Here is a 23,399-nt window from a genome sequence, read left to right as displayed (position 1 = left end):
AACGGTGCGCGAGCGCCACGTCCGCGGGATCCTGCCCGACACGGGCGTGGGGCTCCGTCGTCAGGGGCGGAGACCGTCACAGACCGCGACGCCGTCGAGGGCCGGCGATGCCCCCGCGCAGGTCGGGCTCGGACCGGGCGAGCCGGCGTCCAGCCTGTGCCTGCCTGATCACCTCCGCGAGGATCCCCGCGTGGTGCGCGGAAACGTGGTCGGACACCGACGCTGCGTCGGTCGTCACCCTCTGCGCTCCCGGTTCGCGACACCGCGCTTGCCTGGGGCCGGCACATCCCCTCATCGCCCTGTGTCCGGACCGGGAGGCCCCGCCCTTGATCCCGGTCGCCCGCAGGGTCAGCGCTTCGCCGCGCAGCCCGGAGGCGGGCCCGTCCGAGGGGCGCGCCGATCGCATTCCGACCCCGGAGCGGCCCGGTCGCGGCCCTCCGGGGATCGGCCCGGGCCTCTACCGCTTCGTCAGCCCGCCCAGCACGTTGCGCAGGATGGCGTCGCCCACCTGCTTGCCGACGCTGCGGGCCATGGAGCGGGCGGCGTTGCCGATGACCTGCTCGGCGAGGCTCGGCGGCGGGCGGCGTCCGCCCTTGGCCGCGGGGGCGCCGCCGAACACGCTGCCGAGGATCCCGCCGAGCATGCCGCCGAGGCCGCCCTCCGTGGCGCCGGCCGTCCCGGCGGGGCCGGCGTCGAGGCCCTTGCGCTTGGCCAGCATCTCGTAGGCGCTCTCGGTGTCGACCGCCTCGTCGTAGCGGCCGCGCAAGGGGCTCTGGGCGATGAGCGCGGCCCGCTCCTCGGGCGTCAGCGGCCCGACGCGGGCCTGCGGCGGCGCGATCAGGGTGCGCTCCACCATGGAGGGCGTGCCCTTGGCCTCCAGGAAGCTCACCAGAGCCTCGCCGACGCCGAGTTCGGTGATGGCTGCCGCGACGTCGAAGCCTGGGTTCTGCCGGAAGGTCTCGGCGGCGGCGCGCACCGCCCGCTGGTCGCGGGGGGTGAAGGCGCGCAGGCCGTGCTGGACCCGGTTGCCGAGCTGGCCCAGCACCGTCTCGGGCACGTCGAGGGGGTTCTGCGTCACGAAATAGACGCCGACGCCCTTGGAGCGGATCAGCCGCACCACCTGCTCCACCGCGTCGAGCAGCGCCTTCGGGGCGTCGTCGAAGAGGAGATGCGCCTCGTCGAAGAAGAAGACCAGCTTCGGCCGGTCGAGATCGCCCACCTCCGGCAGCTCCTCGAACAGCTCGGAGAGCATCCAGAGCAGGAACGAGGCGTAGAGTCTGGGACGCCGCATCAGCGTGTCGGCGGCCAGGATGTTGACGACGCCGCGCCCGTCGCGGTCCTTGCGCAGGAAGTCCTGGAGATTGAGCGCGGGCTCGCCGAAGAACCGGTCCGCCCCCTGGTTCTCCAGCACGAGAAGCTGGCGCTGGATCGCCCCCACGCTCGCGGCCGAGACGTTGCCGTAGGTGCCCGAGAGGGCCTTCAGGTTCTCGGCGCAGAAGGCGAGGAGCGCGCGCAGGTCCTTCAGGTCGATGACCGGCCAGTGGTTCTCGTCCGCCACCCGGAAGGCGATGTTGAGCACGCCCTCCTGGGTGTCGTTGAGTTCGAGCAGGCGGGCGAGCAGCAGCGGGCCCATCTCGCTGACGGTGCAGCGAATCGGGTGGCCCTGCTCGCCGAAGAGGTCCCAGAACACGGTCGGGAAGGTGTCGGGCTCGTAGGCGATCCCGAGCTCGGCGGCCCGCTTGACGAAGGCGGGCTTGGCCTCGCCCGCCGCGGCGATGCCCGAGAGGTCGCCCTTCACGTCGGCGGCGAAGACCGGCACCCCGGCATTCGAGAAGCCCTCGGCCAGGACCTGCAGCGTCACGGTCTTGCCGGTGCCGGTGGCGCCGGCGACGAGCCCGTGCCGGTTGGCGAGCCGCAGGGTCAGCGCTTCGGCCTTCGGGGATGGGCCGACGCTCTTGCCCACGAGGATCGTGCCGTCGTCCGCCATCGCGCGACTCCCATACCGATTCCCTGCCGGCCAAGGTTATGAGGCTGCGCGCCCGGCTTTTCCAGGCGTTCGCGCCGCCCGGCTTGATTTCCTGCGTGGCAAGCCCGAAGGACGCGGGTCATCTCGACACGCATCCCAGCGCAGAGGCCCGATTCATGGACGAACTGATTGCCCGCGTGACCAACCGGACCGGGCTCGACGCCGCGACCGCGCAGACCGCGGTCGGGCACATCCTGGCCTTCCTGCAGAAGGAGGGGCCGGCGACCGAGGTGAGCCGTCTGATGGCGGCGATGCCGGGCTCCGAGGCGCTGGTCGCCGACGCCAATGCCGGCGAGGGCGGCGGCGGCCTGATGGGCATGCTCGGCGGCCTGATGGGCGGCGGCGTGATGGCGCTCGGCCAGAAGCTGATGTCGGCGGGGGTGCCGATGGGGCAGATGCAGCCCCTCGGCCAGGAGCTCTTCGCCTACGGCCGCGAGAAGGCCGGCGAGGACGTGATGGGGCCGATCGTCGGCGCGATCCCGGGCCTGAACCAGTTCGTCTGAGCGGGCCGGCCGGCATCGGCCGGTCTGTCATAAAAGCGTGCGCGCCGCGTGGTCTGAGTGTCGTCCGCGAGGTGCCGGGCCCGCCATCCCGCGGGGATGGGGGCCGCCGCCCTCGGGGGTGAGCTTCGACGATGGTCGCGAACTTCACGCGTGGGGCCGGAGCGGCCTGGGCCAGCGGCTGGGAGCGCGGCGTCGCCGAGCCGATCGCCAAGCTCAAGCGCCGCTCGGCCGAGGCCGGCCTGCCCGGCTTCGGCGGGCGCAGCCTCGTGCCGCCCGGCGCGACGCCGATCCGCTTCGCCGAGCGCTTCAAGGCGCCGCTCGCCACGCCGGGCCTCGGCCCGAGCCTTGGGCGCCTCGGCACGCTCGAGGTGCGGCTCGCCGTCAAGAAATCCGAGATCCGCCGGGCGCAGCGCCTGCGCTACCGGGTGTTCTACGAGGAGATGGCGGCGATCCCGAGCGGGATGGCCGCGCTCTCCCGGCGGGACGCGGATGCCTACGACCCGATCTGCGACCATCTCCTGGTGATCGACCACGCCGCTACCGAGGCGAAGCCGTTCCGCAAGCCGCGCCCGCAGGTGGTCGGCACCTACCGGCTGCTGCGCGGCGGCGTCGCCGAGCGGCATTTCGGCTTCTATTCCGCCGGCGAGTACGATCTCGCGCCGCTGCTGGCCGCGCATCCGGGCAAGCGCTTCCTGGAGCTCGGGCGCTCCTGCGTGCTGAAGCCCTACCGCACCAAACGCACGGTCGAGCTGCTCTGGTCGGGCATCTACGCCTATATCCAGCACCATCGGATCGACGCCCTGATCGGTTGCGCCAGCCTCGAGGGCACCGACCCGGACCGCCTCGCCCTCCCGCTGAGCTTCCTGCACCATTACGCCCGCGCGCCGGAGGCGTGGCGCGCCGCCGCCCTCCCCGGGCGGCACGTCCCGATGGACCGGCTCTCCCGCGAGGCGATCGATCCGAAGGCGGCGCTCCAGGCCCTGCCCCCGCTGATCAAGGGCTACCTGCGCGTCGGGGCGACCTTCGGCGACGGGGCGGTGGTGGACCGGCAGTTCGGCACCACCGACGTGTTCGTGATCCTGCCGGTCGAGGCGATCGCGGCGCGCTACGTCGGGCATTTCGGCCCCGCCGCGAATCGCCGGGCGGCCTGAGCGCCCGGCGCCGGCCGCGGGGCCCGGCGATCGCCCGCGCGCGCCAGGGATCCCGGACCCGAACGGTGGCGAGCGTCGCGATCGCGAGTCGTCCGGCGAAGGATATCGGCAAGATCTTCTTGATAGCGGCCCGCGCACAATACGTAGCGTGCGGATCGAGCTTGGACGGCCGGACTGTGTTTGCTAAGCCCGGGTCGATAAAGCTTTCGTACCGGGGAATCACTGATGATCAAGGGTCTTGCCGCCGTCAGCGCCGCAGTGATCGCGTCCGCGGTCCTCGTCGGAACGTCCGACGAGGCGAGCGCGGGCTGCCGGTCGTGCGGCCCGATCGCGCCCGTCTACAATTACAGGACCGTCAATCGGGTCCTGAACCGGACGCAGTACCGCGACGTCCAGCGCACGAATTACGTCCACCGGACGCGCCACATCTACAACATCACCCGCGTGCGTCCGATCGTGCAGGTCCACACCGTGACCCGGGTCCACCACTACACCGTGCCGGTGGTGCATAACGTCAGCGTGTCGAGCGTGCAGCGCCTCCCGGCCCAGTACGTCCACACCAACAGCGTCCAGAACCTCTATCACGGCTGCGGCTGCCGCTAGACGGTTCGGCCTCCCGGACGGGACGCGGCGGCTCCGGCCGTCACTCCCGGCCGACCGTCACTCCCGACTGGCCGTCACTCCCGGCTGGCCGTCCTGGGCCCGGCGGATAGGCACGCTCGCGGACAGACGGGCGCGCGCCCGAGCACGCGCTCCAGCGCGGCCTGCGGACCGGGCGCGCAGAGCCGCCTGAGAAAACCCTTGTCCTCGCTGCCGATCCCCGGGATGCGGCAGGAGGCGGACATCGTCCGCTCCGCCTGGCCCCAGAGCGTCGAGACGGCAATGCGCGTCTCGCCGCGCATCAGCCCGCGCGCGGTCGCGGCATCGCTCTCCGCGGCCTCCAGGTAGAGGGCGACGAAGCTCATCAGTGCCGCGAGACCGTCGCGGTGGGCCGATTCGACGACCGGGTCGCGCAGGCCGTCCAGCGCCATCGCGGTATCGAGGTCGTGCGTGTAGGCGTTGAGCTCGTCGAGCAGGTAGCGGAAATCCGTCGCCGCCGTCGCGCCGCCCGGGCGCAGGTAGGTGTCCACGAAGACGCTCGGCTGGAAGGCGCGCGCGATCCTGCCGGGCGCCATCGGCGTCGCGCCCTCCGGCGGACGCGCGACCGCGCCGCCCCCGATCAGCGGATAGGCATCGGTCTCGCCGGTCAGCAGGTGCACGGATTCGTGCACCGCGGTCGGCAGGCCGAATTGCGTGTCGCCGCACTCGATCCAGCTGCGGAAGAAGGCCTTGTCGGCGACACGCTGGAAGACCGTGTAGCCGTTGCGCGATGCGCCCTTGAGGACATCGATCGCCCTGGCGTCGCACCCGCCGGCCATCGCCGGCCCGACGCCGAGAAGCGCCGCGCCCTGGAGGACGAGGCCGCAGACCGCTGTTCGCACGCTCTTTCGCATCGGCCCGGATCCCTCGCCGGCCGATCGTCGCTCCGGATGGTTAAGGATCCGCATCGTGCGGGATCGACGGTCCGCGACCCCGCGTCCCGGAACGTCGGCTTCTCACACGGGCTCGTCGGGTACGCGGGGCGGGCGCGGCGATGCCGGATCCGCATCGATCCGGGCGGCGTACCCCGCCGGCCCGGCCCCTACTCGGCGTCCTTGAGCGCCGCCAGGCCCTCCCGGTAGGTCGGGAAGGCCAGGTCGACGCCGAGTTCCTCGCGGATCAGCCGGTTCCGCACCCGCTTGTTCTCGCCGTAGAAGCTGCGCGCCATCGGGCTGAGGTCGGCGGTCTCGAAATCGATCTCGGGCGGCAGCGGCAGGCCCGCGAGCGCGGCGGCGTACTCGGTGACGGTCTGGGGCGGGGCCGGCTCGTCGTCGGTGACGTTGTAGACTGCGCCCGGCCGCGGGCGGGCGATCGAGGCGGCGAGGGTCTGGGCGATGTCGTCGATGTGGATGCGGTTGAAGACCTGGCCGGCCTTGACGATGCGCTGCGAACGGCCCTCGCGCAGCTTCACGATCGGGTTGCGCCCGGGCCCGTAGATGCCCGAGAGCCGGAAGACCTGCACGGCCTTGCCGGTCTCGGCACCGAGCGCCTGCCACGCCCGCTCCACCGCGAGCCGGCCCTTCGAGCGGGCGCTCAGCGGCGTGGCGGGCATCGTCTCGTCGATCCAGGCCCCGCCCTGATCGCCGTAGACGCCGATGGTCGAGAGATAGCCGATCCAGCCGATCCGGCTCGCCGCGATGGCCTCGCGATAGCGCCGCAACACGGGGTCGCCCTCGGCGTCCGGCGGCACCGAGACGAGGAGCGCGTCGGTGTCCGCCAGATCCGCCGCGATGCGCGGGTCGGCGCCGTCCGGTCCGAACACGCGAACGGCGAGGTCGCCCTCCGCCGCGATGGCGCTGGCGCGCTCCGGCTCCGTCACCGTCGCGACGACCCGGGCGAACAGCGCTCGCTCCCGCTCGACGAAGCGCCGGGCCGAGAAACCGAGGCCGAAGACGAACAGGTTCATGGCTCCAGCCTCTCCGGATCGGCGCCCGGTCCCGTCCCGAGCGCCGCCTGCCACTCCGCCCGCACGTGCGGATCGGTCTCGCTCGCGCCGTGGCGGGCATGCAGGGCGGCGAGCGCCGCGCGGTCGAGGTAGCGCGCCAGGGCCCAGACCGCCATGCCCCGCACCAGCGGCGCCGCGTCCGCGAGGCGACGCCGGGCGGCCTCCGCCAGCGCCGGGTCGCCCGCATTGCCGATCGCGATCATCACGTTGCGCAGGAAGCGGTCGCGGCCGGTGCGCTTGACCGGCGTGCCGGCGAAGCGTCGGCGGAAGGCCGCGTCGTCGAGCTCCGCGAGTTCGGCGAGCGGCGGCGCGGAGAGATCGGGCTGCGCCGCGAGGCGCGCCTCCGCCGAGGCCGTGGCGAACTTGTTCCAGGGGCAGACCGCGAGGCAATCGTCGCAGCCGAAGACGCGGTTGCCCATCGGCACCCGGAATTCCTCGTCGATCGGCCCGGCATGCTCGATCGTCAGGTAGGCGATGCAGCGCCGGGCATCGAGCCGGTAGGGAGCCGGGAAGGCCCGGGTCGGGCAGGCGTCGAGGCAGGCGCGGCAGGAGCCGCAATGGTCCCGGCCCGGCGCGTCCGGCGCGAGCGCGGCGCTGGTGTAGATCGCCCCGAGGAGCAGCCAGTTGCCGTGCTCGCGCGCGATCAGCACCGTGTGCTTGCCCTGCCAGCCGAGGCCGGCGGCCTCCGCCAGCGGCTTCTCCATCACGGGCGCGGTATCGACGAACACCTTCACGCGCACGTCGCCCTTGGCCGAGAGGTAGCCGCCGAGCTCCTTCAGCTTGCCCTTCAACACCTCGTGATAATCGCGCCGCTGCGCGTAGGCCGCGATCGCGCCGCGATCGCGCCGGTCGAGAAGGTCGAGCGGATCGGTCTCGGGCCGGTAGCTCATGGCGAGGACGAGGATGCTGCGCACCGCCGGCCACAGCGTCGCCGGGCTCGCGCGCTGATCGGCCCGCTCCACCATCCAATCCATTCCGCCCTGGGCGCCGGAGGCAAGCCAGAGGCTCAGGCGCTCCGGCAGGGCCGGCACCGCGTCCGGCGTGGTGACGGCGAGCGCGCAGAAGCCGAGGCTCCGGGCCCGGTCCTCGACCAGCCGTCGCAGCGCCGCCCCTTCGTAGATCCGTCGCTCGGTCAGTGGCCTGTATCCGTCGCGCCTCGCGTCCGTGGTGGTCCGGGTCGCCCCGGGGCCCGCGCGGACGGCCCCTGCGGGAGAGAGGGCCGTGCCCCGGATCCGGTCCTGTAACGCCGAACCCTCCGGGGCGGACGGGCTCTCAGAAATCGAGGTCCGCGTAGTGCGAGGCCGGCGCCATGCCGGCGACGCGGTCCGCCAGAAGGCCGCGGAAGGAGGGCCGCGACTTCACGCGGGCGTACCAGTCCCGCGCGGTCTCGTCCTCGTCCCAGGGCACGTCGCCCAGGTAGTCGACGCAGGAGAGATGGGCCGCCGCCGCCAGATCCGCATAGGTCAGATGGTCGCCCGCGATCCAGCGCCGGCGCGCGATCAGGTAGCCGATGTATTTGAGGTGGTAGCGCACGTTGGTGCGCGCCGCCCGGATGGCGTTCATGTCCGGCGGGCCGCCGCCGTCCGCGCTCTTCATGAAGCGCTTCGAGATCTTCTCGGTGACGAGGTAGCCCGTCACCTCCTGCTCGAACTTCACCAGGAACCATTCGAGGAGGCGCCGCACCTCGACGCGCTCGGCCGTGGTGTCGGGCATCATCCGGCGCCCGGAGAGGCCGAGGCCCCGCGTCTCGTCGAGATATTCCGCGATGATGCCCGCGCCCGGCACCACGAGCCCGCTCTGCTCCACCAGGACGGGGGTGGCGCCCGCCGGGTTGATCAGCAGGAAGTCGTCCCGGCGCTCCCACGGCCGTTCCTCGTACAGGACGGGCTCCATGCCCATCTCGGCGAGGACGAGGCGGATGAAGCGGGAATTGGCACAGAACGGAAAGTGATAGAGCGTCGCCATCGAGGCCGTGGTGAACGGGCGGAGTGCCGGTGGGACGCACCGCGCTGGTTTTGCGGGACCGGGCCGGATGAGGGATATGGCTCGAACGTTGCCGCCCCCTTAACACGGCGGAACGGCTCCGGTAACTGCCCGTCAACCCTAATCGAGCCACGTTGCGCGCGCCATGGTGCGCCGCATTCGGAGCGTGCACGGCTCGCTCACCACAGTCGAGGCGATCAGATGATGGATGCGATGAGCATCGCGAAGGCCGTTGTGCTCGCGGTCGTCGAGGGCGCCACGGAATTCATCCCGGTCTCGTCTACGGGGCATCAGCTCCTGGTCGGGCATTTCATCGGGTTCCACTCGCCCAACAACACCTTCGAGGTCCTGATCCAGCTCGGCGCGATCCTGGCCATCCTCGCGGTGTATTTCCGCCGGCTGCTCGGCATCGCCCTGGCGCTGCCGAACGACCCCAAGGCCCGCCGCTTCGTGCTCGGCATCCTGGTGGCCTTCCTGCCCGCGGCGATCATCGGTGGCATCTTCTCGAAGATGATCAAGGCCTACCTGTTCAACCCCTGGATCGTCTGCGCCACCCTGGTGGCCGGCGGCCTCGTGCTGCTGGTGATCGACGACACCGACCTCGATACGCGCAAGCACGACGTCTACGACTTCTCCCTGCCGATGGACTTCAAGATCGGCATCTTCCAGTGCCTGGCGATGATCCCGGGCGTCTCGCGCTCGGGCGCCACCATCGTGGGCGCGATGCTGATGGGCGCTGACAAGCGCTCGGCCACCGAATTCTCGTTCTACCTCGCGATGCCGACCATGGCCGGCGCCTTCGCCAAGGACCTGCTCGACAATTACAAGAACCTGCGGGCCGACGACGTCGGGCTGATCGTGATCGGCTTCGTGGTGGCCTTCATCTCCGCGCTGATCGTGGTCCGCACGGTGCTCGACTACGTCTCCCGCCACGGCTTCTGGCTCTTCGCGTGGTGGCGCATCATCGTCGGCTCGCTGGGCTTCATCGGCCTGATCATCCTCGGCTGAGACCCCCGCCCCTCGGCGGATTGCCACGCTCGGCGCGGCGTGCGAGGGCAGGTGACGAAGCGGCGGCCCTGTCAGGGGGCCGCCGCGCCGCCTGCCGTGAGACGCACTGGGCCTTCGCGATGGAAGACAGACCGCTCGCCGACCTCTTCGAGCCCGCGACGCGCGAGCGCTGGCTCGGCCTCGTCGAGGGCGTCCTGAAGGGGGCCGATTTCGAGAAGCGGCTGGTCTCGCGCACGGCCGACGGCCTGCGGATCGAGCCGCTCTACGACCCGGCCGAGCCGGCGCCGCAGCCGATGCGGGCGCCCGGTCCCTGGCGGGTCTCTCAGCGGGTCGACCATCCGGATCCGGCCTGGGCCGGGCGCCAGGCGCTGACGGACCTCGAGGGCGGGGCCGACGCGCTCACCCTCGTCTTCGCCGGGGCGCCCGCCGCGCGGGGCTTCGGCCTTCCGGTCGGCGGCGGCGTCGACGCGCTCGAGACCGCGCTCTCGGGGGTGATGCTGCCGCTGATCGGCCTGCGCCTCGATGCGGGCGGGCTCGCCCTGGAGGCGGCGGAGCTGCTGCGCGACCTCGCGGCCCGGCGCGGCGAGGACCTGGCCGCCTGCGACATCGATCTGGGCATCGATCCGGTCGGCAAGCTGGCGGCGAGCGGCAATCTCGGAGCGGTCTGGGCCGAGATCGCGCCGAAGCTCGGGGCGACCGTGCGCACCTTCGACGCCCTCGGCTTCCGCGGCCGCGCGCTGCTCGCCGACGGGCGCCCCTATCACGAGGGCGGGGCGGGCGAGGTCGACGAGCTCGCCGCCGTGCTCGCCACCGCGGTGACGTATCTGCGCGCGCTGGAGGCCGAGGGCATCGACCTCGACCGCGCGCGCGACGCGATCGGCGTGCTCCTCGCCGCCGACGCGGACGAGTTCCTCGGCGTCGCGAAGTTCCGCGCGATGCGCCGGCTATGGGCGCGCGTGGAGCAGGCCTGTGGTCTCCCACCTAAGCCCTTGCGCCTGCACGCCGAGACCGCGTGGCGGATGATGACTCGCCGCGACCCCTTCGTGAACATCCTCCGCACCGCGATGGCGGCGAGCGCGGCGGGCCTGGGCGGCGCGGACGCTGTGACTGTCCTGCCCTACACCCAGGCTCTGGGGTTGCCCGACGCCTTCGCCCGCCGGGTCGCCCGCAACAGCCAGATCGTTCTGTTGGAGGAATCGGGGCTCGCCCGGGTCGCCGATCCGGCGGCCGGCGCCGGCGGCTTCGAGAGCCTCACGGCGCAACTCACCGAGAAGGCTTGGGAGTCGTTCCAGCAGATTGAGCGGGAGGGCGGCATCGTGGCGAGCCTCAGCATCGGCAAGCTGCAGCGGCGCATCGAGGTGCTGCGGGAGGCACGGGCGATGAACGTAGCCACCCGCCGGCATGCCCTCACCGGGGCGACCGAGTTTCCGTTTCTCGCCGAGAAGCCGGTGGCTGTGCTCGATGTCGCGGCGCGCGTGTCGGAGACCGGCTCGAACTTCGGTACAGGTTTCGCCGTGGCCTGCGATGCGTTGCCGAGTCACCGTCTCGCAGAACCCTTCGAGGCATTGCGCGACGCCTCCGACGCGGTCCTCAAGAAGTCCGGGACGCGGCCAGCGATTTTTCTGGCCAATCTCGGGCCAATCTCAGCCTTCAACACGCGTGCGACCTTCGCGGCCAACGCCTTCGCGGCCGGCGGTATCACGGCGCTCGGGAATGACGGGTTTGGCGACGACGTGGCCCTAGCTCATGCATTTCGGGAGTCGGGTGCCAACCTTGTCTGCCTTTGCTCCTCCGATGCGATCTACGCCGAGCGTGCCGTGGCTGCAGCGCGGGCCCTGAAGGCCGCCGGCGCCGGAACGATCTACCTCGCTGGTCGATCCTCCTCGGACGAGCCCGCGCTTCGCGAGGCGGGGGTCCACGGCTTCCTGTCCGCGGGCGGCGATCTGCTCGCGCTTCTCAACGAGGCCCTGCGGCGCGTTGTGAAAGGTTGACGCGCCGGCTGCGTGCGCCGCAACCGAACTCGCCTTGACGAGTTTCCGGCACGACCGTGGGCGCTGCAAGTCGGCTGGCCGGCAACGCTCACGGTTGCCCTGCTCCTTCCCCGAGCGTCCTCACGCCAGACGGCGTTCCCATCCGTGAGGCGCGCGCCAGCGTGACGGAAATGCCGAACATGAAGGTCTTCGCCCTCGCTGCTGTCTCACTGACGCTGGTCGTGGCCGGGATCGGCAGCGCCGATGCGGCCCGGAGGAAGGCTCCGGTGCCGAACCGATTCGATGGCAACTGGAGCATCGAGGTCATAACCGAGTCCGGATCCTGCGACCGGGCCTACCGTTATGGCGTTCGCATCGACCGGGGGGAGGCAAGCTATCCGGGCGGTGATTTCCAGGTCAGTGGCCGTGTCGCCTCGAACGGTGCGGTGCGCGCGACCATCTCGAACAGCCTCGGCAGTGCCAACGTGGTGGGACGTCTGGCGCGGGAAGGCTATGGCAACGGCACCTGGACGGCGAGCGGCGGCAGCCAGTGCCGTGGGCGATGGAACGCCGAGCGGCGCAGCTGAGGCCTTCGCCGAGAGCGCCTAGAAATCCAGCGAAGCGAGCACCGGTGAACTCCTGACCTGTGCCCGGCAGGAGACACCGCGCAGGCGAAAGACAGGGATCGCCGCCTCGCCGCGGCGAGGCCCTGTTCCGGTCGCAATCGGCAGGGAATACTCAGGTCGTCAGCTGCCTGTTCGAGGCCCCGCATGAAGACCGCGCTTCTCGGATCCTTCGTCCTTCTCGCCCTCATGTCCGCCGCCCAGGCGCGACCGCGTGGCAATTCCGACGCCGAGGCGACGCTGGCTCCGCTGCGCCAGGCAGCGACCGATTGCTTCGCCGAGACCGTGATGGCCAATCCGGGGGCGATGAATCATGCCCGAGCCGGTCGCTGGTTCCAGGCTGCCGGGGTGATCGGCTTCCTTTGCCGTCCCGAAGTTGACGCGATGGTGATCGCCTACGACCGGATTCGCGGCGCGGGCAGCGGAGAGCGCTACTTCAAGGGCGCCTACGCCAAGCACCTCGACCAGCAACTCGCCGCTCGCCTGCAACCGCTGCTGGAGCGGAAGGCCCTGGCCAGCGCCGAGCCGCCGGTCGACAAGGCGGCCCCCGAGGACGCGCCAGGCAACTGAGACGATCGACAGCGCAGCGCGATATCCTTGGGCAGACCCCACGGGTGATCTCTGCAGCTGCGCAAGATCCCGAGTGGTTTCGGGATCGGCAGCGCTCGGACAGAGACTCGGAGACCGCCCTCTTCCTTCAGGATTGTGAGGGCTACGGGACATGGCCTACGAGCTTCATTACTGGCCGACTATTCAGGGGCGCGGCGAGTTTATCCGACTCGCGCTCGAGGAGGCCGGAGCGCCTTATCGCGACATCGCCCGCGGCTCGGAGCAGGATGGCGAAGGGCTGGCCGGGATGATGCGGATCCTTGAGGATCCTAACCGATCGCGTCCACCATTCGCCTGCCCGTTCCTTCGCGACGGCGATCTGCTCATCGGGCAGACCGCCGCGATCCTGCTGCACCTCGGACCGAAGCTCGGCCTCGTCGCCGAGGATCCGGCAGACAGGCTCTGGACCCATCAGATCCAACTGACCCTCGCGGACGTGGTGGCGGAGGTGCACGACACCCACCACCCGATCGCAATCGCCCTCGCCTACGAGGAGCAGATGCCGGAGGCTGCCCGCCGTGCAGCCAATTTTCGCCGCGAGCGCCTACCTGAATTCCTCGCGTGGTTCGAGCACGTGCTCGCGCGAAGCGATGGCTTTCTCGTCGGCGATCGCTTGAGCTATGCCGATCTCTCGCTCTTCCAGCTCGTGGATGGACTGCTCTATGCTTTCCCGAAAGCGATGGCCGCGGCGTTGCAGACAGCTCCCCGGGTGGCTGCGTTACACCACGCTATTCGCGAACGTCCTCGGATCGCCGCTTACCTTGCGAGCGAGCGCTGCGTCCCGTTCAATGAGCAGGGCATATTCCGCCGCTACCCGGAGTTGGATGGTTAGAAGCGCTCCCGATCCTGTGGTCCTGAGCAGAAACTTGGCACGCATGTCAGGATAGACTATCGGGCGCGTGGCCGCCTTCCACTCCGGTACAAGAGACGCGCGCTTCTGTTGTGAGATGGCGTTTTAACGTTCGTGCGCGTAGATGCGCTCAGCATTCCGGAAGATTTACAGCAAGACCGGCAAGACTCGTCTCTTTGTATTTGGCGCTCATTTCCTCGCCGGTCTGTCGCATCGCCGCGATGCAATTGTCGAGCGGCATGAAATGCGAGCCGTCGCCGCGCAGGGCGAGAGAGGCGGCCGCGACCGCCTTGGTGGCCCCAATGCCGTTACGCTCGATGCAGGGCACCTGAACCAATCCTGCCACAGGATCGCAAGTCATCCCGAGATGGTGCTCGAGTGCAATCTCGGCCGCGTTCTCGATCTGAGCAGGCGTTCCGCTCAAAACCGCGCAGAGACCGGCCGCCGCCATCGCGCTGGCCGAGCCGACTTCCCCCTGGCAACCGGCCTCGGCTCCGGAGATCGAGGCGTTGTGCTTGATCAGTCCGCCGATCGCAGCCGCCGTGAGTAGAAAATCCGGGATGCGTGCTGGGTCAGCACCCACGCAGTGGTCGGTGTAGTAGCGGATCACGGCCGGGATGACGCCGGCCGCCCCATTGGTCGGTGCGGTCACCACTTGGCCGCCCGCCGCATTCTCCTCATTGACCGCCATCGCGTAGACGCTGAGCCAGTCGGTCATGACGTGGGGCTGCGCTGCATTCGATCCGCGCTCGCGTTCGAGCTGGTCTCGGATCCGCTTGGCCCGCCGTTTGACGCGCAGGCCGCCGGGCAACTCGCCGTCCCGCGAGAGCCCGCGTTCGATGCAGCCGTTCATGACCTCCCAAATATGCGCGATTCCCGCATCCACTTCCGCTTCGGAACGGCCGACCGCTTCATTGGCGCGCTTCATCGCCGCGATCGAGAGCCCGCTGTCGCGGGCCATCCGGAGCATGGCCGCCGAGGTGTCGAACGGGTATGGCCAGAGCCTTGGATCTGCGGCGGCGGACGGAGGCGGGACGTCGGCGTCGCGTTGCGCCGCGGTAACGACGAAGCCGCCGCCGATCGAGTAATAGGTCTCCGACAAGATCAGCCCGCGCTCCGCGTCGTGTGCCGTGATCACCAGCCCGTTCGCGTGGCCGGACAAAGCGGGCCCGAAATCGAAGACGATCGCCGTGAGCGGATCGAAGGAGAGGTCCGGCAGCCCGGCGGGGGAAAGGCGCTTACTTGCGCGCAGCGCCTCCAGCGCGCGTTCCGCTGCTTCCATATCGATCGTGGCCGGCCGGAAGCCGAGAAGGCCGAGGGCCACCGCCCGGTCGGTCGCGTGCCCGCGTCCGGTGAAGGCGAGCGAGCCGTGCAGGCTCACCCGGATCGCGGCAGCCGCGTCCTTCGCCTTGCTCACCCGCAGAAGGTCGAGGAAGTCGGCCGCAGCCGTCATCGGCCCCATCGTGTGCGATGACGATGGACCGATGCCCGGCTTAAACACGTCGAACACGCTCAGGAACATCAGAACTGCCCGCTGCGATACCGGTGCAGCCGATCATGGAACAGGTCCGGCCGCCACTCCGAGATAAAAGCGTTCGGCTCCCCAATCGCTATGGGTCGCGTCTCCGTCACGTCCTAGACGGCGCGATCACCGAAGCGGGAGCGGGCTTTGCCGATGGTCCTCAGGCCATGGAAGAAATGCGCCACCTCGCTTCGCCGTGCCGCCGATCGTCCGTTTCAACGTTCGGGCGCGGCGCGCCAGAATCCAAGCCAGTCGAATCGCGGCGGCTTGCCGTCCGGCTCGACGGCCACCGTCGCGGTCCGGCCGGACACCAGCCGCACGCCCGCGGGTGCCTGATCGAGGGCGATCCGGACGGGCACCCGCTGGGCGAGGCGGACCCAGGCGAAGGTCGGATTGACGCTGGCGAGCAGGTTCGAGCCCGCAGTGCGCTCGCGATCCTCGATGCCGCCCGCGAAGCTTTCGACGTGACCGGTGAGCATCGCCGCCTCGCCCATCAACCGAACGCGGGCCTTGTCGCCAACCCGGATCCGCGGCAGCTTCGTTTCCTCGAAATAGCCCTCGACGCGCAGCGTATCGCTGTCGATCAGGGCCATCACGCCGCGGCCGGTGGTGACGTACGTGCCCGGTCTGAGTTCCATGTTCGTGATCCGGCCGTTGACAGAAGCTGTCACGGTGGAGCGTTCGAAATTGAGCTTGGCGAGGTCGCGGTCGGCGGTGGCCTGATCGTAGGCCGCCTTGGCCTCCAGATCGGCCGCGCGCGCGGCCTCCAGGCGCTGTTGGGACACGGCGGCGTCGCTGAGCTTCGCGTAGCGCTGGTAGTCGGCTGTGGCTTGCTCGGCACTGGCCCGCTTGCCCTCCACCATCGCCTCGGCCTGGCGGAGCGCGAGGGTGAAGCGGTCGGGGTCGATGTGGAACAGCACGTCACCGCGTTTGACCACTTGGTTGTCCGTGACGAGGACTGCTGTGACGAGGCCCGAGACATCTGGAGCCACCGCGACGACGTCGGCGCGCACGCGTCCGTCCCGTGTCCAGGGTGCCTCCATGTAATAATTCCACAGCGCCAGTCCGACGACGGCCGCGAGGGCGACCATCCCGAGGGTGACGAGGACGCGCAGTGTGAGTGTGAGAATCCGTTTCATCGCGTGGGGCCGGGGATTGCAACGGTGGGAGCGGGTGCGGGATTGGACTTATCCTCTCACCCGGTGAGCGGCACCCCGATCGCGACGACGAGTCCGAGAAGCGCCACGTAGAGGGCGAGGTCGAAGAGGGGTCTGTGCCAGACCAAGCGGTAGAAACCGCTTCGGGCCAGGACCCGGCGGACTAGCAGGCTGAGCAGGAACGCGACCAGCATCCAGGCCGCGAGCGCGGGCACGAAGATGCCGTAGAGATCGAATTCTCCGCTCATGCCGCGAGCCCCGGCTTCGTGGTCGGAGAGGTCGAGCGGTAAGGCGCTGCATCGGAGAACAGGCCGCGCCGGATGCCGACGAGGCCCATGAGCGCGGCGCGGCCAGCCGCTTGGTGGACCTCCTGAGAGACCGCATCGAGCGCCGCATCGATGGCATCGAGCAGACTTGCCGGTGCTGCTGTCTCATCGGCGCGGAAATGGCGCGCCAGATCGCTGAGAAGACGCTCGACTGACAGCCGCGCCTGAGCGGGAAGGCGTCCGCGGTCGCGGCGCAGTTCCACGACATTGATACCGACGCGGACCTCCGCGAGGAGGTCGGCGGTCCATTCCGCATCGTCCGCTGGAATCGCTGACAGACGCGGTGCGATCAGGCCGACTCGGTCGAGCATCAGGGCCGCGAGTTCGAGTCCGTTCTGCGCTCCGCGTCGCTCGGCTGCCGACGCGAGGCCGCGCCGGTTCACCCGACGCAGGCGCCGCGCCGACCAACTGGCCCCGACCGAGCGGACGAGCCGGGTGACGATGGCTGCCACCCACATTCCGAGGATGACCGCGACGGCCGAGTTGGTGAAGGCCGCGAAGTCCCCGGTGTAGCTGCTCTGAAGCGCGATCAGGGTCGAACCGTTCACGGCCGCGCCCATCGCTATGGGAGCCGTCCTCGGCCGGGTCATGAGCACGCCGCAGAGGATCAGGGCCGGTGCGAGTGCGAGCGCCAGCATCTCGAAGCTCGTCGCGAGGGGCAGGATCGCGAACAGATAAGCACCCGCCCCGATCGCACCGACGATGGCTGAATTCGCGAAGTTCAGGATGAAGGGTGCGGGGTCGTCCTGCGTGGCGAAGAAGCAGCAGCCGACCGCGGCCATCATGGGGGCGCCCGCTCCGTCCGGCCATCCGGTCGCGATCCAGATCGCGCTGGTCAGCAGGATCGAGAAGAACACGCCGAGCGCAGACAGGAGAGCCATGCCGTGGTCGCGATGGCGGATCGTGCGCGCCGTTGCCGTGTAGCGGAACGCGAGATCCTCGGTCACCGGCGTACCTTCGGCGATATGCCGCTGTAGCAGCCGCACATCCTGGCGCAGGTCAATGAAGTCACGCAGGCGCGCCAGGAGGCTCGCGAGGATGAGGTCGTCCCAGGTGGGTCGCGTGTCGAGGTCAGGTTCCAGATCCTCGGTGGTCGCCCGCAGATGCGCGGCCGCGACAGGCTCGGTGGTGCCGGAGGCGAGCCAGGCGGCCACTGCATCGAGAAGTCTGCGCAGAGGCTGCGGAAGGGTCCGGACCCGTTCCAGCGTCTCGATCCGGTCGGAGAGCGCCGACACGATCGGCAGGAACATCAGCATGTGCTGGCGCAGCGTCGCCATCGCTTCGGCCGAGCGTTCGGCACCCGTCATGTCGTAGCGCAGCGGCGTCGCCAGAGCGTCGAAGGCCACGGCGTCCGAGGCGAGGCGCAGGCGCTTGGCTTGGGTGTCCCCGGTCGTCCGCGCGCCGCCGAGCACGTCGGTGACCCAGCCGCGAGCATCCAGCAACCACGCGTCGAGCCTGCCGGTCAGCGTCGGGACGACGGATTGCGGCAGGACAATCGACGACATCAGGCTGGCGCAGAGGATGCCCAGCGTGATCTCTTCGGCACGGGCGACGGCCGTGTCGAAGATCGCCCCGGGGTCGCCGACGGACGGGAAGCCGACGAGAGCCGCGGTGTAGCCGCCGAGCATCATCAGGTAGCTGCGCGGCGTCCGGTCGAGCAGGGAAAAATACAGGCAGAGCGCGACCCAGACGGCGATGGCGAGGCTCAAAAGCTCGGGCGAGGTCGCGAGGTTCGGCACCAGGATGACGCTCACCACCGCACCGATCACCGTGCCGCAAACCCGATACACCGCCTTCGAGCGCGTTGCCCCGGCCAGCACTTGGCTGGTGATGTAGACGGTCCCGACGGCCCAGTACGGGCGCGGCAGATCGATCCAGAGCGCCAAGAACAGCGCCAGCATCGCGGCCGCGAACGTCTTCAGCGCGAAAGCCCAGTCGCGCCAGCTCGGAAGCGTCATCGCGCGCGCTCCAGGGACGGTGCCTCGGCCGTATCGACCATCGAGGTTGCCCGCGCGTGGTCCTGCACCGCGCGAAACACCCGCAGGCCTGCCTCGAGATCCGCCGCGTCCACGGTAGCGAATACCATTTCACGCAAACGCGTGAGATCGTCCTCGATGGCCGCCACAACGGCAACGCCTGCCGCGGTGAGGCTAAGCACCTTGGCGCGCCTGTCGGTCGCGTCTTCCCGACGCAAGACCAGTCCCGCCGCGCAGAGTTGGTCCAGAAGCCGAACGAGCGAGGGGCCCTCGATGCCGAGCGCCTCGGCGAGGGCGTTCTGCCGGGGCTCCCCGCCCATCCGACCGATCAGCACCAGGGGAAGTGCCTTCGCCTCGGAGATCCCGTGAGCCCCCGTCGTCTCATCGGCGAGACGCCGCCACTGGCGTCCCGTCAGCAGGAGCATGTGGGTATAGGCCAAGCGCAAACGGCTCAGGTCGTGGGCGGCCATTCGACTGTCCCGTGGGCGGACCCGGCGGTCTCCCGGCCATCCCTAACGATAGCACACTATCTATAAGGCTGCGATCTGACAAGCCATCGGTGGTTTCCCCGACCGAGCGGCGATATATTCCATCGCATCCCGCGATCCAGGCTCCGCTCACGCAGCTGGCGCACGCTCGCTGCGACCCCGGTAGGAGAGGGCCTCGGCGAGATGTGCGCGGCGTACTCGCGCTTCGCCGTCGAGATCGGCGAGGGTACGGGCGACGCGGAGCGTCCGATGGAAGCCACGAGCGGAGAGGCGGAGCGTCTCGGCCGCGCTCCGAATGAGTGCCGCACCGTCCGGGTCGGGACTCGCCACCTCCTCGATCAGCGTCGCCGGACAGGTGGCGTTGGTCGTCGCCTCCCCGAGTCCGCGCGCCGTGTAGCGCGCGCTCTGCAGATGGCGGGCTGCCGCGACCCGGGACGCCGCCTCGCGCGAGCCCTCGGCCGGTGGCGGCAGGATCAGGTCCGCCGCGGTGACGGCTGCGACCTCGATCCGCAGATCGATCCGGTCGAGGAGCGGGCCGGAGATGCGCGCTCCATACTGTGCGGCGCAGCGCTCGTTGGGACCGCGTCGGCACGTGTAGCCGGGCTCGAACGCTTGGCCACAGCGGCATGGGTTCATCGCGGCCACGAGCTGGAACCGGGCCGGGTAGGTGATGCGATGATTGGCCCGCGCGATCATCACCGTTCCGGTTTCCATCGGCTGGCGCAGCGAGTCGAGAACCTGCGGGGTGAACTCGGGGAACTCGTCGAGGAACAAGACTCCCCCATGCGCGAGCGACGCTTCCCCGGGCCGGGCCCCGAAGCCGCCGCCCACCAGGGCCGCCATCGAGGCGGAATGGTGCGGTTGGCGGAAGGGGCGCCGGTTCGAGAGCGCCCCCCCGTGCAGCTCGCCGGCCACCGACTGGATCATCGAGATGTCGAGCAGCTCGCGCGGCGTCAGGGGTGGCAGGATCGAGGGTAGCCGTGCCGCGAGCATCGACTTGCCCGAGCCCGGCGGCCCGTTCATCAGGAGATTGTGGCCGCCGCTCGCCGCGATCTCCAGGGCGCGCTTGGCGCCTTCCTGGCCCTTGATATCCGAGAGGTCCGGCAAGGGGCCGCCGGGTGCCGCGATGGCCGGTTCCGGGCGGGCCATGACTTGGCTGCCCTTGAAGTGGTTGGCGAGCTGGATCAGCGAGCCCGGCGCCAGCACATCGAGATCGCCGCCGGCCCAGGCCGCCTCGGGGCCGCTTCGGGCCGGGCAGATCAGCCCGAGTCCGCGCGAGGCCGCAGCGATCGCCGCCGGCAGCACACCGTTCACCGCTGTGATCGACCCGTCGAGGGCGAGTTCGCCGAGCACGCAGTAGCCGGCGAGCGCATCCGCCGGCAATGCCCCGATTGCCGCCATCACCCCGAGGGCGATCGGCAGGTCGTAATGCGATCCCTCCTTCGGCAGATCGGCAGGCGCTAGGTTGACGGTGATGCGCTTGGCCGGGAGCGCGAGGCCCGAGGCGATCAGCGCGCCCCGCACCCGCTCGCGCGATTCGGCCACCGCCTTGTCGGGAAGCCCCACCACGGCGAAGTGCACGAGCCCTGGGATGATCTGGACCTGCACGTCGACGGCGCGCGCCTCGATGCCCTCGAACGCGACGGTGGCGACGCGGGTGACCATGCGGCAAATCCTCGGCTGAAGAGGATAAACCTAGGCGTAGGACAGGACCGGCACAACCGAGGCCGGAACCCCATCGGCGTCGGCCAGTTCTCTGCGCTCCACAATCCAGAAATGGGAGACGCAGCCATGCGCCCGATCACGACCCTCCTCGCCGCCCTGATGATCGCCGGGGCTGCGGCCGGCGCCCGGGCCGACGAGAAGCTTCCGCCCGAGCAGCAGGCCAAGGTCGAGGCCATGCTGCGCCAGGAAGGATTCACCAAGTGGAAGGAGATCGAACTCGACGACGGCATGATCGAGGTCGACGACGCGATCGACGCCAGCGGTAAGCGGGTCGACCTGAAGCTCGATCCGAAGACGCTCGCCATCGTCAAGCGCAAGGCCGAATGACCGGTGGCGGGGCCATCCTGACCCAACGATCCACAGCCCGAACGGGCAGCTTGCATCCGGGCGGCGGCCCGGCCATATAGGCGGCGGGGGGTTGGCGAGGGACGTTTCACTCGCCAACCGGGTCAGGTCCGGAAGGAAGCAGCCCTAACGAGACCGAGCGGGTCTTCGTCCAGCCTCCCACCCTCATCACCGATGCGGCGCGGATCGCGCCGGGCCGAGGATCGGTCCGGCCCCGGCAGCGCCCCGCCAGATGATTGCATGGACGCGCGCACGGGCACCCCAGACGATGAGCCGGGGCTTCCCGGGTTCCCCGCGGCGCCAGCTGCGGCCAGCCCCTATCGGGTCCTCGCGCGCAAGTACCGGCCCCAGCATTTCGACGACCTGATCGGGCAGGGTGCGATGGTCCGCACCCTCGCCAATGCCTTTTCGGCCAACCGCATCCCGCAGGCCTGGATGCTCACCGGCGTGCGCGGCGTCGGCAAGACCACGACCGCCCGCATCCTGGCTCGCGGCCTGAATTACGCCCGCACCGGCGTGCCCGATACGGGCCCGACCGTGACGATGCCGGAACTCGGCGTCCACTGCCAAGCCATCATGGAATCCCGGCACATGGACGTGCTGGAGATGGATGCCGCCTCGCATACCGGCATCGACGACGTGCGCGGCATCATCGACGGCATTCGCTACGCGCCCGTCTCGGCGCGGTACAAGGTCTATATCGTGGACGAGGTCCACATGCTCTCGGAGAAGGCCTTCAACGCCTTCCTGAAGACGCTGGAGGAGCCGCCGCCCCACGCGAAGTTCGTGTTCGCGACGACAGAGATCCGCAAGGTCCCGGTCACCATCCTATCGCGCTGCCAGCGCTTCGACCTGCGCCGGGTCGAGGCCGACGTGCTCGCCGCGCATCTCCGGCGGATCTGCTCGGCCGAGGGGGTGGAGGCCGAGGATGCCGCGCTCGGTGCCATCGTCCGCGCTGCCGAGGGCTCTGTGCGCGACGCCCTCTCGCTGCTCGATCAGGCCATCGCGCACGGAGCGGGCGCCGTCTCGGCCGCGAGCGTCCGCGACATGCTCGGTCTCGCGGATCGCGGGCGCATCGTCGACCTGTTCGAGGCCGCGATGCGCGGCGATATTCCGGCCTCCTTCGCCGAGTTGCGGGCTCAGTACGATTCCGGCGCCGATCCTGCCGTCGTTCTGTCCGACTTGGCCGGCTTCACCCACCTCGTTACCCGCCTCAAGCTCGTCCCGGAGGCGGCCGGCGCCGATCCGACCCTCAGCGAGGTCGAGCGCGTGCGGGGTAGCGCCTTCGCCGAAAAAATTTCGGTCCGTGCCCTGTCCCGAGCCTGGCAGATCCTCCTGAAGGCGCTGCCCGAGGTGCAGACCGCACCGCGCCCTCTCGCGGCCGCCGAGATGGCTCTCGTCCGCCTCGCCTACGCAGCCGATCTTCCCACACCCGACGAGGCCCTGCGGCAGCTCAATGCCGAGGCGCTGTCGGGACCAGAGCCAAGTCCCGCGACGGGCCGGCCTCCCCTCCCCCCAATCCCCGATCTGCGCTCCGATACGGCGCGGCGGAGCGAAGCACCTGCTGGGATGAGCGCTGCGCCTGCCAGGACGGTCGACGTGCCAGCCCAGCCCGATCCGCCGAGGGCTGTCGCGTTCGGCACGTCCGGACGCCCGCCGCTCGTGCCCGCCCCCGAGGCCGTCGTCGCACCGACGCTCGTCGTGGCTCAGGAGCCGGAACGTCCGCTCCTGCGCCGCTACGAGGACGTTGTGGCGCTCGCCGATCAGCGCCGCGATATTCTCCTGAAGTCCGCACTGGAGCGCGATGTCCACCTCGTCCGCTTCGAGACAGGTCGGATTGAGTTCCGTTTGGCCGAGGGTGGGCGCAAGACGCTCGCGACGGATCTCGCGAAGGCGCTCGATCTCTGGACTGGACAGCGCTGGACCGTGACGCTCTCGCGGGACGCGGGCGAGCCGACTCTCGAGCAGCGTGCGCGCGCCGAGAACGAAGTTCGGCGCGAGAGCGCGGCAGCTCACCCTCTCGTGCGCGCCGTGATGGCGCGGTTCCCCGGCGCGCAGATCGTCGACGTCCGCGATCCGCTTCCGGATGCCGGTGCGACCGCCGAGCAGGAAATCCTGGGCGAGGCCGACGCCGCGGACGGGGACGAGGGTGAGGCGTAGCGCTCCGCCGCGTGCCGGCCTACATGGGCGTGACGGACAACACGGGACCGGGATCGATCCGCATGCGCGACCTCATGAGCATCATGAAGCAGGCTCAGGCCATGCAGGAGAAGATGGCGGCCCTGCAATCCGAGCTCGATGGCGTTGAGGTCAGGGGCGCGGCCGGCGGTGACGCGGTCCGCGTCACGATGACCGCGAAGGGGCTCGTCAAGGCCGTTCAGATCGATCCGAGCTTGATGGTCGCCGACGAGCGCGAAATCTTGGAAGATCTCGTGGTCGCTGCGATGAATGATGCCCGCGTCAAGGCGGAGCAGACGGCTCAGGAGCGGATGGCCGAGCTGACCAAGGGGCTGCCTCTGCCGCCTGGCATGAAGCTCCCCTTCTAGGCCGTCC

General features: G+C 70.0%; 22 protein-coding genes and 1 other RNA gene. 12 read left to right on the top strand and 11 right to left on the bottom strand.

The window, feature by feature from the left end:
• Nucleotides 1–457 precede the first annotated feature (457 nt).
• Nucleotides 458–1,987 (bottom strand): helicase HerA-like domain-containing protein, encoded by a 1,530-nt coding sequence (locus ACS5RC_RS11880; protein WP_478344067.1) that lies wholly within the window; start codon nucleotides 1,985–1,987, stop codon nucleotides 458–460.
• 155 nt (nucleotides 1,988–2,142) lie between these two features.
• On the opposite strand from ACS5RC_RS11880, the gene ACS5RC_RS11875 reads away from it, so the two are divergent.
• The 3 genes from ACS5RC_RS11875 to ACS5RC_RS11865 all read left to right on the top strand — a co-directional run bounded on the left by ACS5RC_RS11875 (nucleotide 2,143) and on the right by ACS5RC_RS11865 (nucleotide 4,283).
• Complete coding sequence (locus ACS5RC_RS11875; protein ID WP_478344066.1) at nucleotides 2,143–2,529, top strand: DUF2267 domain-containing protein; 387 nt, start codon at nucleotides 2,143–2,145, stop codon at nucleotides 2,527–2,529.
• Between the two features lie 131 nt (nucleotides 2,530–2,660).
• Complete coding sequence (olsB, locus tag ACS5RC_RS11870; RefSeq protein WP_478344065.1) at nucleotides 2,661–3,680, top strand: l-ornithine N(alpha)-acyltransferase; 1,020 nt, start codon at nucleotides 2,661–2,663, stop codon at nucleotides 3,678–3,680.
• Nucleotides 3,681–3,905: 225 nt separating this feature from the next.
• Entirely contained in the window at nucleotides 3,906–4,283 is a 378-nt protein-coding gene (locus ACS5RC_RS11865) for a hypothetical protein (protein ID WP_478344064.1), read from the top strand.
• A 74-nt stretch (nucleotides 4,284–4,357) separates the two neighbouring features.
• Here the strand turns inward: ACS5RC_RS11865 and ACS5RC_RS11860 are convergent, their stop codons facing one another.
• The 4 genes from ACS5RC_RS11860 to ACS5RC_RS11845 form a co-directional block, all read right to left on the bottom strand.
• The gene (locus ACS5RC_RS11860) at nucleotides 4,358–5,173 is read right to left on the bottom strand and encodes a hypothetical protein (protein ID WP_478344063.1); all 816 of its coding nucleotides are present in this window, start codon (nucleotides 5,171–5,173) and stop codon (nucleotides 4,358–4,360) included.
• A gap of 188 nt (nucleotides 5,174–5,361) precedes the next feature.
• On the bottom strand, nucleotides 5,362–6,225 hold the full coding sequence (locus tag ACS5RC_RS11855; protein ID WP_478344062.1) for an SDR family oxidoreductase: 864 nt from the start codon (nucleotides 6,223–6,225) through the stop codon (nucleotides 5,362–5,364).
• Nucleotides 6,222–7,367 carry a tRNA epoxyqueuosine(34) reductase QueG gene (queG, locus tag ACS5RC_RS11850; protein WP_478344349.1) on the bottom strand — a complete coding sequence of 382 codons (1,146 nt, stop codon included), beginning with the start codon at nucleotides 7,365–7,367 and terminating at the stop codon, nucleotides 6,222–6,224. Before queG ends, ACS5RC_RS11855 begins: the two co-directional genes overlap by 4 nt.
• Nucleotides 7,368–7,536: 169 nt before the next feature.
• Nucleotides 7,537–8,229: a glutathione S-transferase family protein gene (locus ACS5RC_RS11845; RefSeq protein ID WP_478344061.1), complete on the bottom strand. Its 693-nt coding sequence runs from the start codon at nucleotides 8,227–8,229 to the stop codon at nucleotides 7,537–7,539.
• 222 nt (nucleotides 8,230–8,451) lie between these two features.
• On the opposite strand from ACS5RC_RS11845, the gene ACS5RC_RS11840 reads away from it, so the two are divergent.
• From ACS5RC_RS11840 to ACS5RC_RS11820, 5 genes are all read left to right on the top strand, one after another.
• Nucleotides 8,452–9,255, top strand: coding sequence for an undecaprenyl-diphosphate phosphatase (locus ACS5RC_RS11840; RefSeq protein WP_478344348.1), 804 nt, complete (start codon nucleotides 8,452–8,454; stop codon nucleotides 9,253–9,255).
• Between the two features lie 119 nt (nucleotides 9,256–9,374).
• Complete coding sequence (locus tag ACS5RC_RS11835) at nucleotides 9,375–11,246, top strand: methylmalonyl-CoA mutase family protein (protein ID WP_478344060.1); 1,872 nt, start codon at nucleotides 9,375–9,377, stop codon at nucleotides 11,244–11,246.
• A 179-nt stretch (nucleotides 11,247–11,425) separates the two neighbouring features.
• Nucleotides 11,426–11,812: a hypothetical protein gene (locus tag ACS5RC_RS11830; RefSeq protein WP_478344059.1), complete on the top strand. Its 387-nt coding sequence runs from the start codon at nucleotides 11,426–11,428 to the stop codon at nucleotides 11,810–11,812.
• A gap of 183 nt (nucleotides 11,813–11,995) precedes the next feature.
• Entirely contained in the window at nucleotides 11,996–12,418 is a 423-nt protein-coding gene (locus ACS5RC_RS11825) for a hypothetical protein (RefSeq protein ID WP_478344058.1), read from the top strand.
• Between the two features lie 151 nt (nucleotides 12,419–12,569).
• The gene (locus ACS5RC_RS11820) at nucleotides 12,570–13,289 is read left to right on the top strand and encodes a glutathione S-transferase (protein ID WP_478344057.1); all 720 of its coding nucleotides are present in this window, start codon (nucleotides 12,570–12,572) and stop codon (nucleotides 13,287–13,289) included.
• A gap of 148 nt (nucleotides 13,290–13,437) precedes the next feature.
• Here the strand turns inward: ACS5RC_RS11820 and ACS5RC_RS11815 are convergent, their stop codons facing one another.
• The 6 genes from ACS5RC_RS11815 to ACS5RC_RS11790 all read right to left on the bottom strand — a co-directional run bounded on the left by ACS5RC_RS11815 (nucleotide 13,438) and on the right by ACS5RC_RS11790 (nucleotide 20,441).
• Entirely contained in the window at nucleotides 13,438–14,829 is a 1,392-nt protein-coding gene (locus tag ACS5RC_RS11815; protein ID WP_478344056.1) for an L-serine ammonia-lyase, read from the bottom strand.
• 215 nt (nucleotides 14,830–15,044) lie between these two features.
• Nucleotides 15,045–15,968: an efflux RND transporter periplasmic adaptor subunit gene (locus tag ACS5RC_RS11810; RefSeq protein WP_478344055.1), complete on the bottom strand. Its 924-nt coding sequence runs from the start codon at nucleotides 15,966–15,968 to the stop codon at nucleotides 15,045–15,047.
• 56 nt (nucleotides 15,969–16,024) lie between these two features.
• Nucleotides 16,025–16,234: a DUF1656 domain-containing protein gene (locus ACS5RC_RS11805; RefSeq protein ID WP_478344054.1), complete on the bottom strand. Its 210-nt coding sequence runs from the start codon at nucleotides 16,232–16,234 to the stop codon at nucleotides 16,025–16,027.
• Nucleotides 16,231–18,270 carry an FUSC family protein gene (locus ACS5RC_RS11800; RefSeq protein WP_478344053.1) on the bottom strand — a complete coding sequence of 680 codons (2,040 nt, stop codon included), beginning with the start codon at nucleotides 18,268–18,270 and terminating at the stop codon, nucleotides 16,231–16,233. Before ACS5RC_RS11800 ends, ACS5RC_RS11805 begins: the two co-directional genes overlap by 4 nt.
• Nucleotides 18,267–18,758, bottom strand: coding sequence for a MarR family winged helix-turn-helix transcriptional regulator (locus ACS5RC_RS11795; RefSeq protein ID WP_478344052.1), 492 nt, complete (start codon nucleotides 18,756–18,758; stop codon nucleotides 18,267–18,269). Before ACS5RC_RS11795 ends, ACS5RC_RS11800 begins: the two co-directional genes overlap by 4 nt.
• 147 nt (nucleotides 18,759–18,905) lie before the next feature.
• Nucleotides 18,906–20,441 (bottom strand): YifB family Mg chelatase-like AAA ATPase, encoded by a 1,536-nt coding sequence (locus ACS5RC_RS11790; RefSeq protein WP_478344051.1) that lies wholly within the window; start codon nucleotides 20,439–20,441, stop codon nucleotides 18,906–18,908.
• 126 nt (nucleotides 20,442–20,567) lie between these two features.
• Between ACS5RC_RS11790 and ACS5RC_RS11785 the strand changes: the two genes are divergently transcribed.
• The 4 genes from ACS5RC_RS11785 to ACS5RC_RS11770 all read left to right on the top strand — a co-directional run bounded on the left by ACS5RC_RS11785 (nucleotide 20,568) and on the right by ACS5RC_RS11770 (nucleotide 23,392).
• Entirely contained in the window at nucleotides 20,568–20,828 is a 261-nt protein-coding gene (locus ACS5RC_RS11785) for a PepSY domain-containing protein (protein WP_478344050.1), read from the top strand.
• An 84-nt stretch (nucleotides 20,829–20,912) separates the two neighbouring features.
• Nucleotides 20,913–21,011: signal recognition particle sRNA small type (gene ffs / locus ACS5RC_RS11780), an RNA gene on the top strand.
• Between the two features lie 75 nt (nucleotides 21,012–21,086).
• Complete coding sequence (locus ACS5RC_RS11775; protein ID WP_478344049.1) at nucleotides 21,087–23,006, top strand: DNA polymerase III subunit gamma/tau; 1,920 nt, start codon at nucleotides 21,087–21,089, stop codon at nucleotides 23,004–23,006.
• 62 nt (nucleotides 23,007–23,068) lie between these two features.
• A complete protein-coding gene (locus ACS5RC_RS11770) occupies nucleotides 23,069–23,392 on the top strand; it encodes a YbaB/EbfC family nucleoid-associated protein (RefSeq protein WP_478344048.1) in 324 nt (107 codons plus the stop codon).
• The last annotated feature ends 7 nt before the right edge of the window (nucleotides 23,393–23,399 follow it).

It is taken from the genome of Methylobacterium sp. HJ2 (assembly GCF_056431005.1).
The sequence above is the reverse complement of the archived record's forward strand: the minus strand, read 5'-3'. Positions and strand labels throughout refer to the sequence as shown.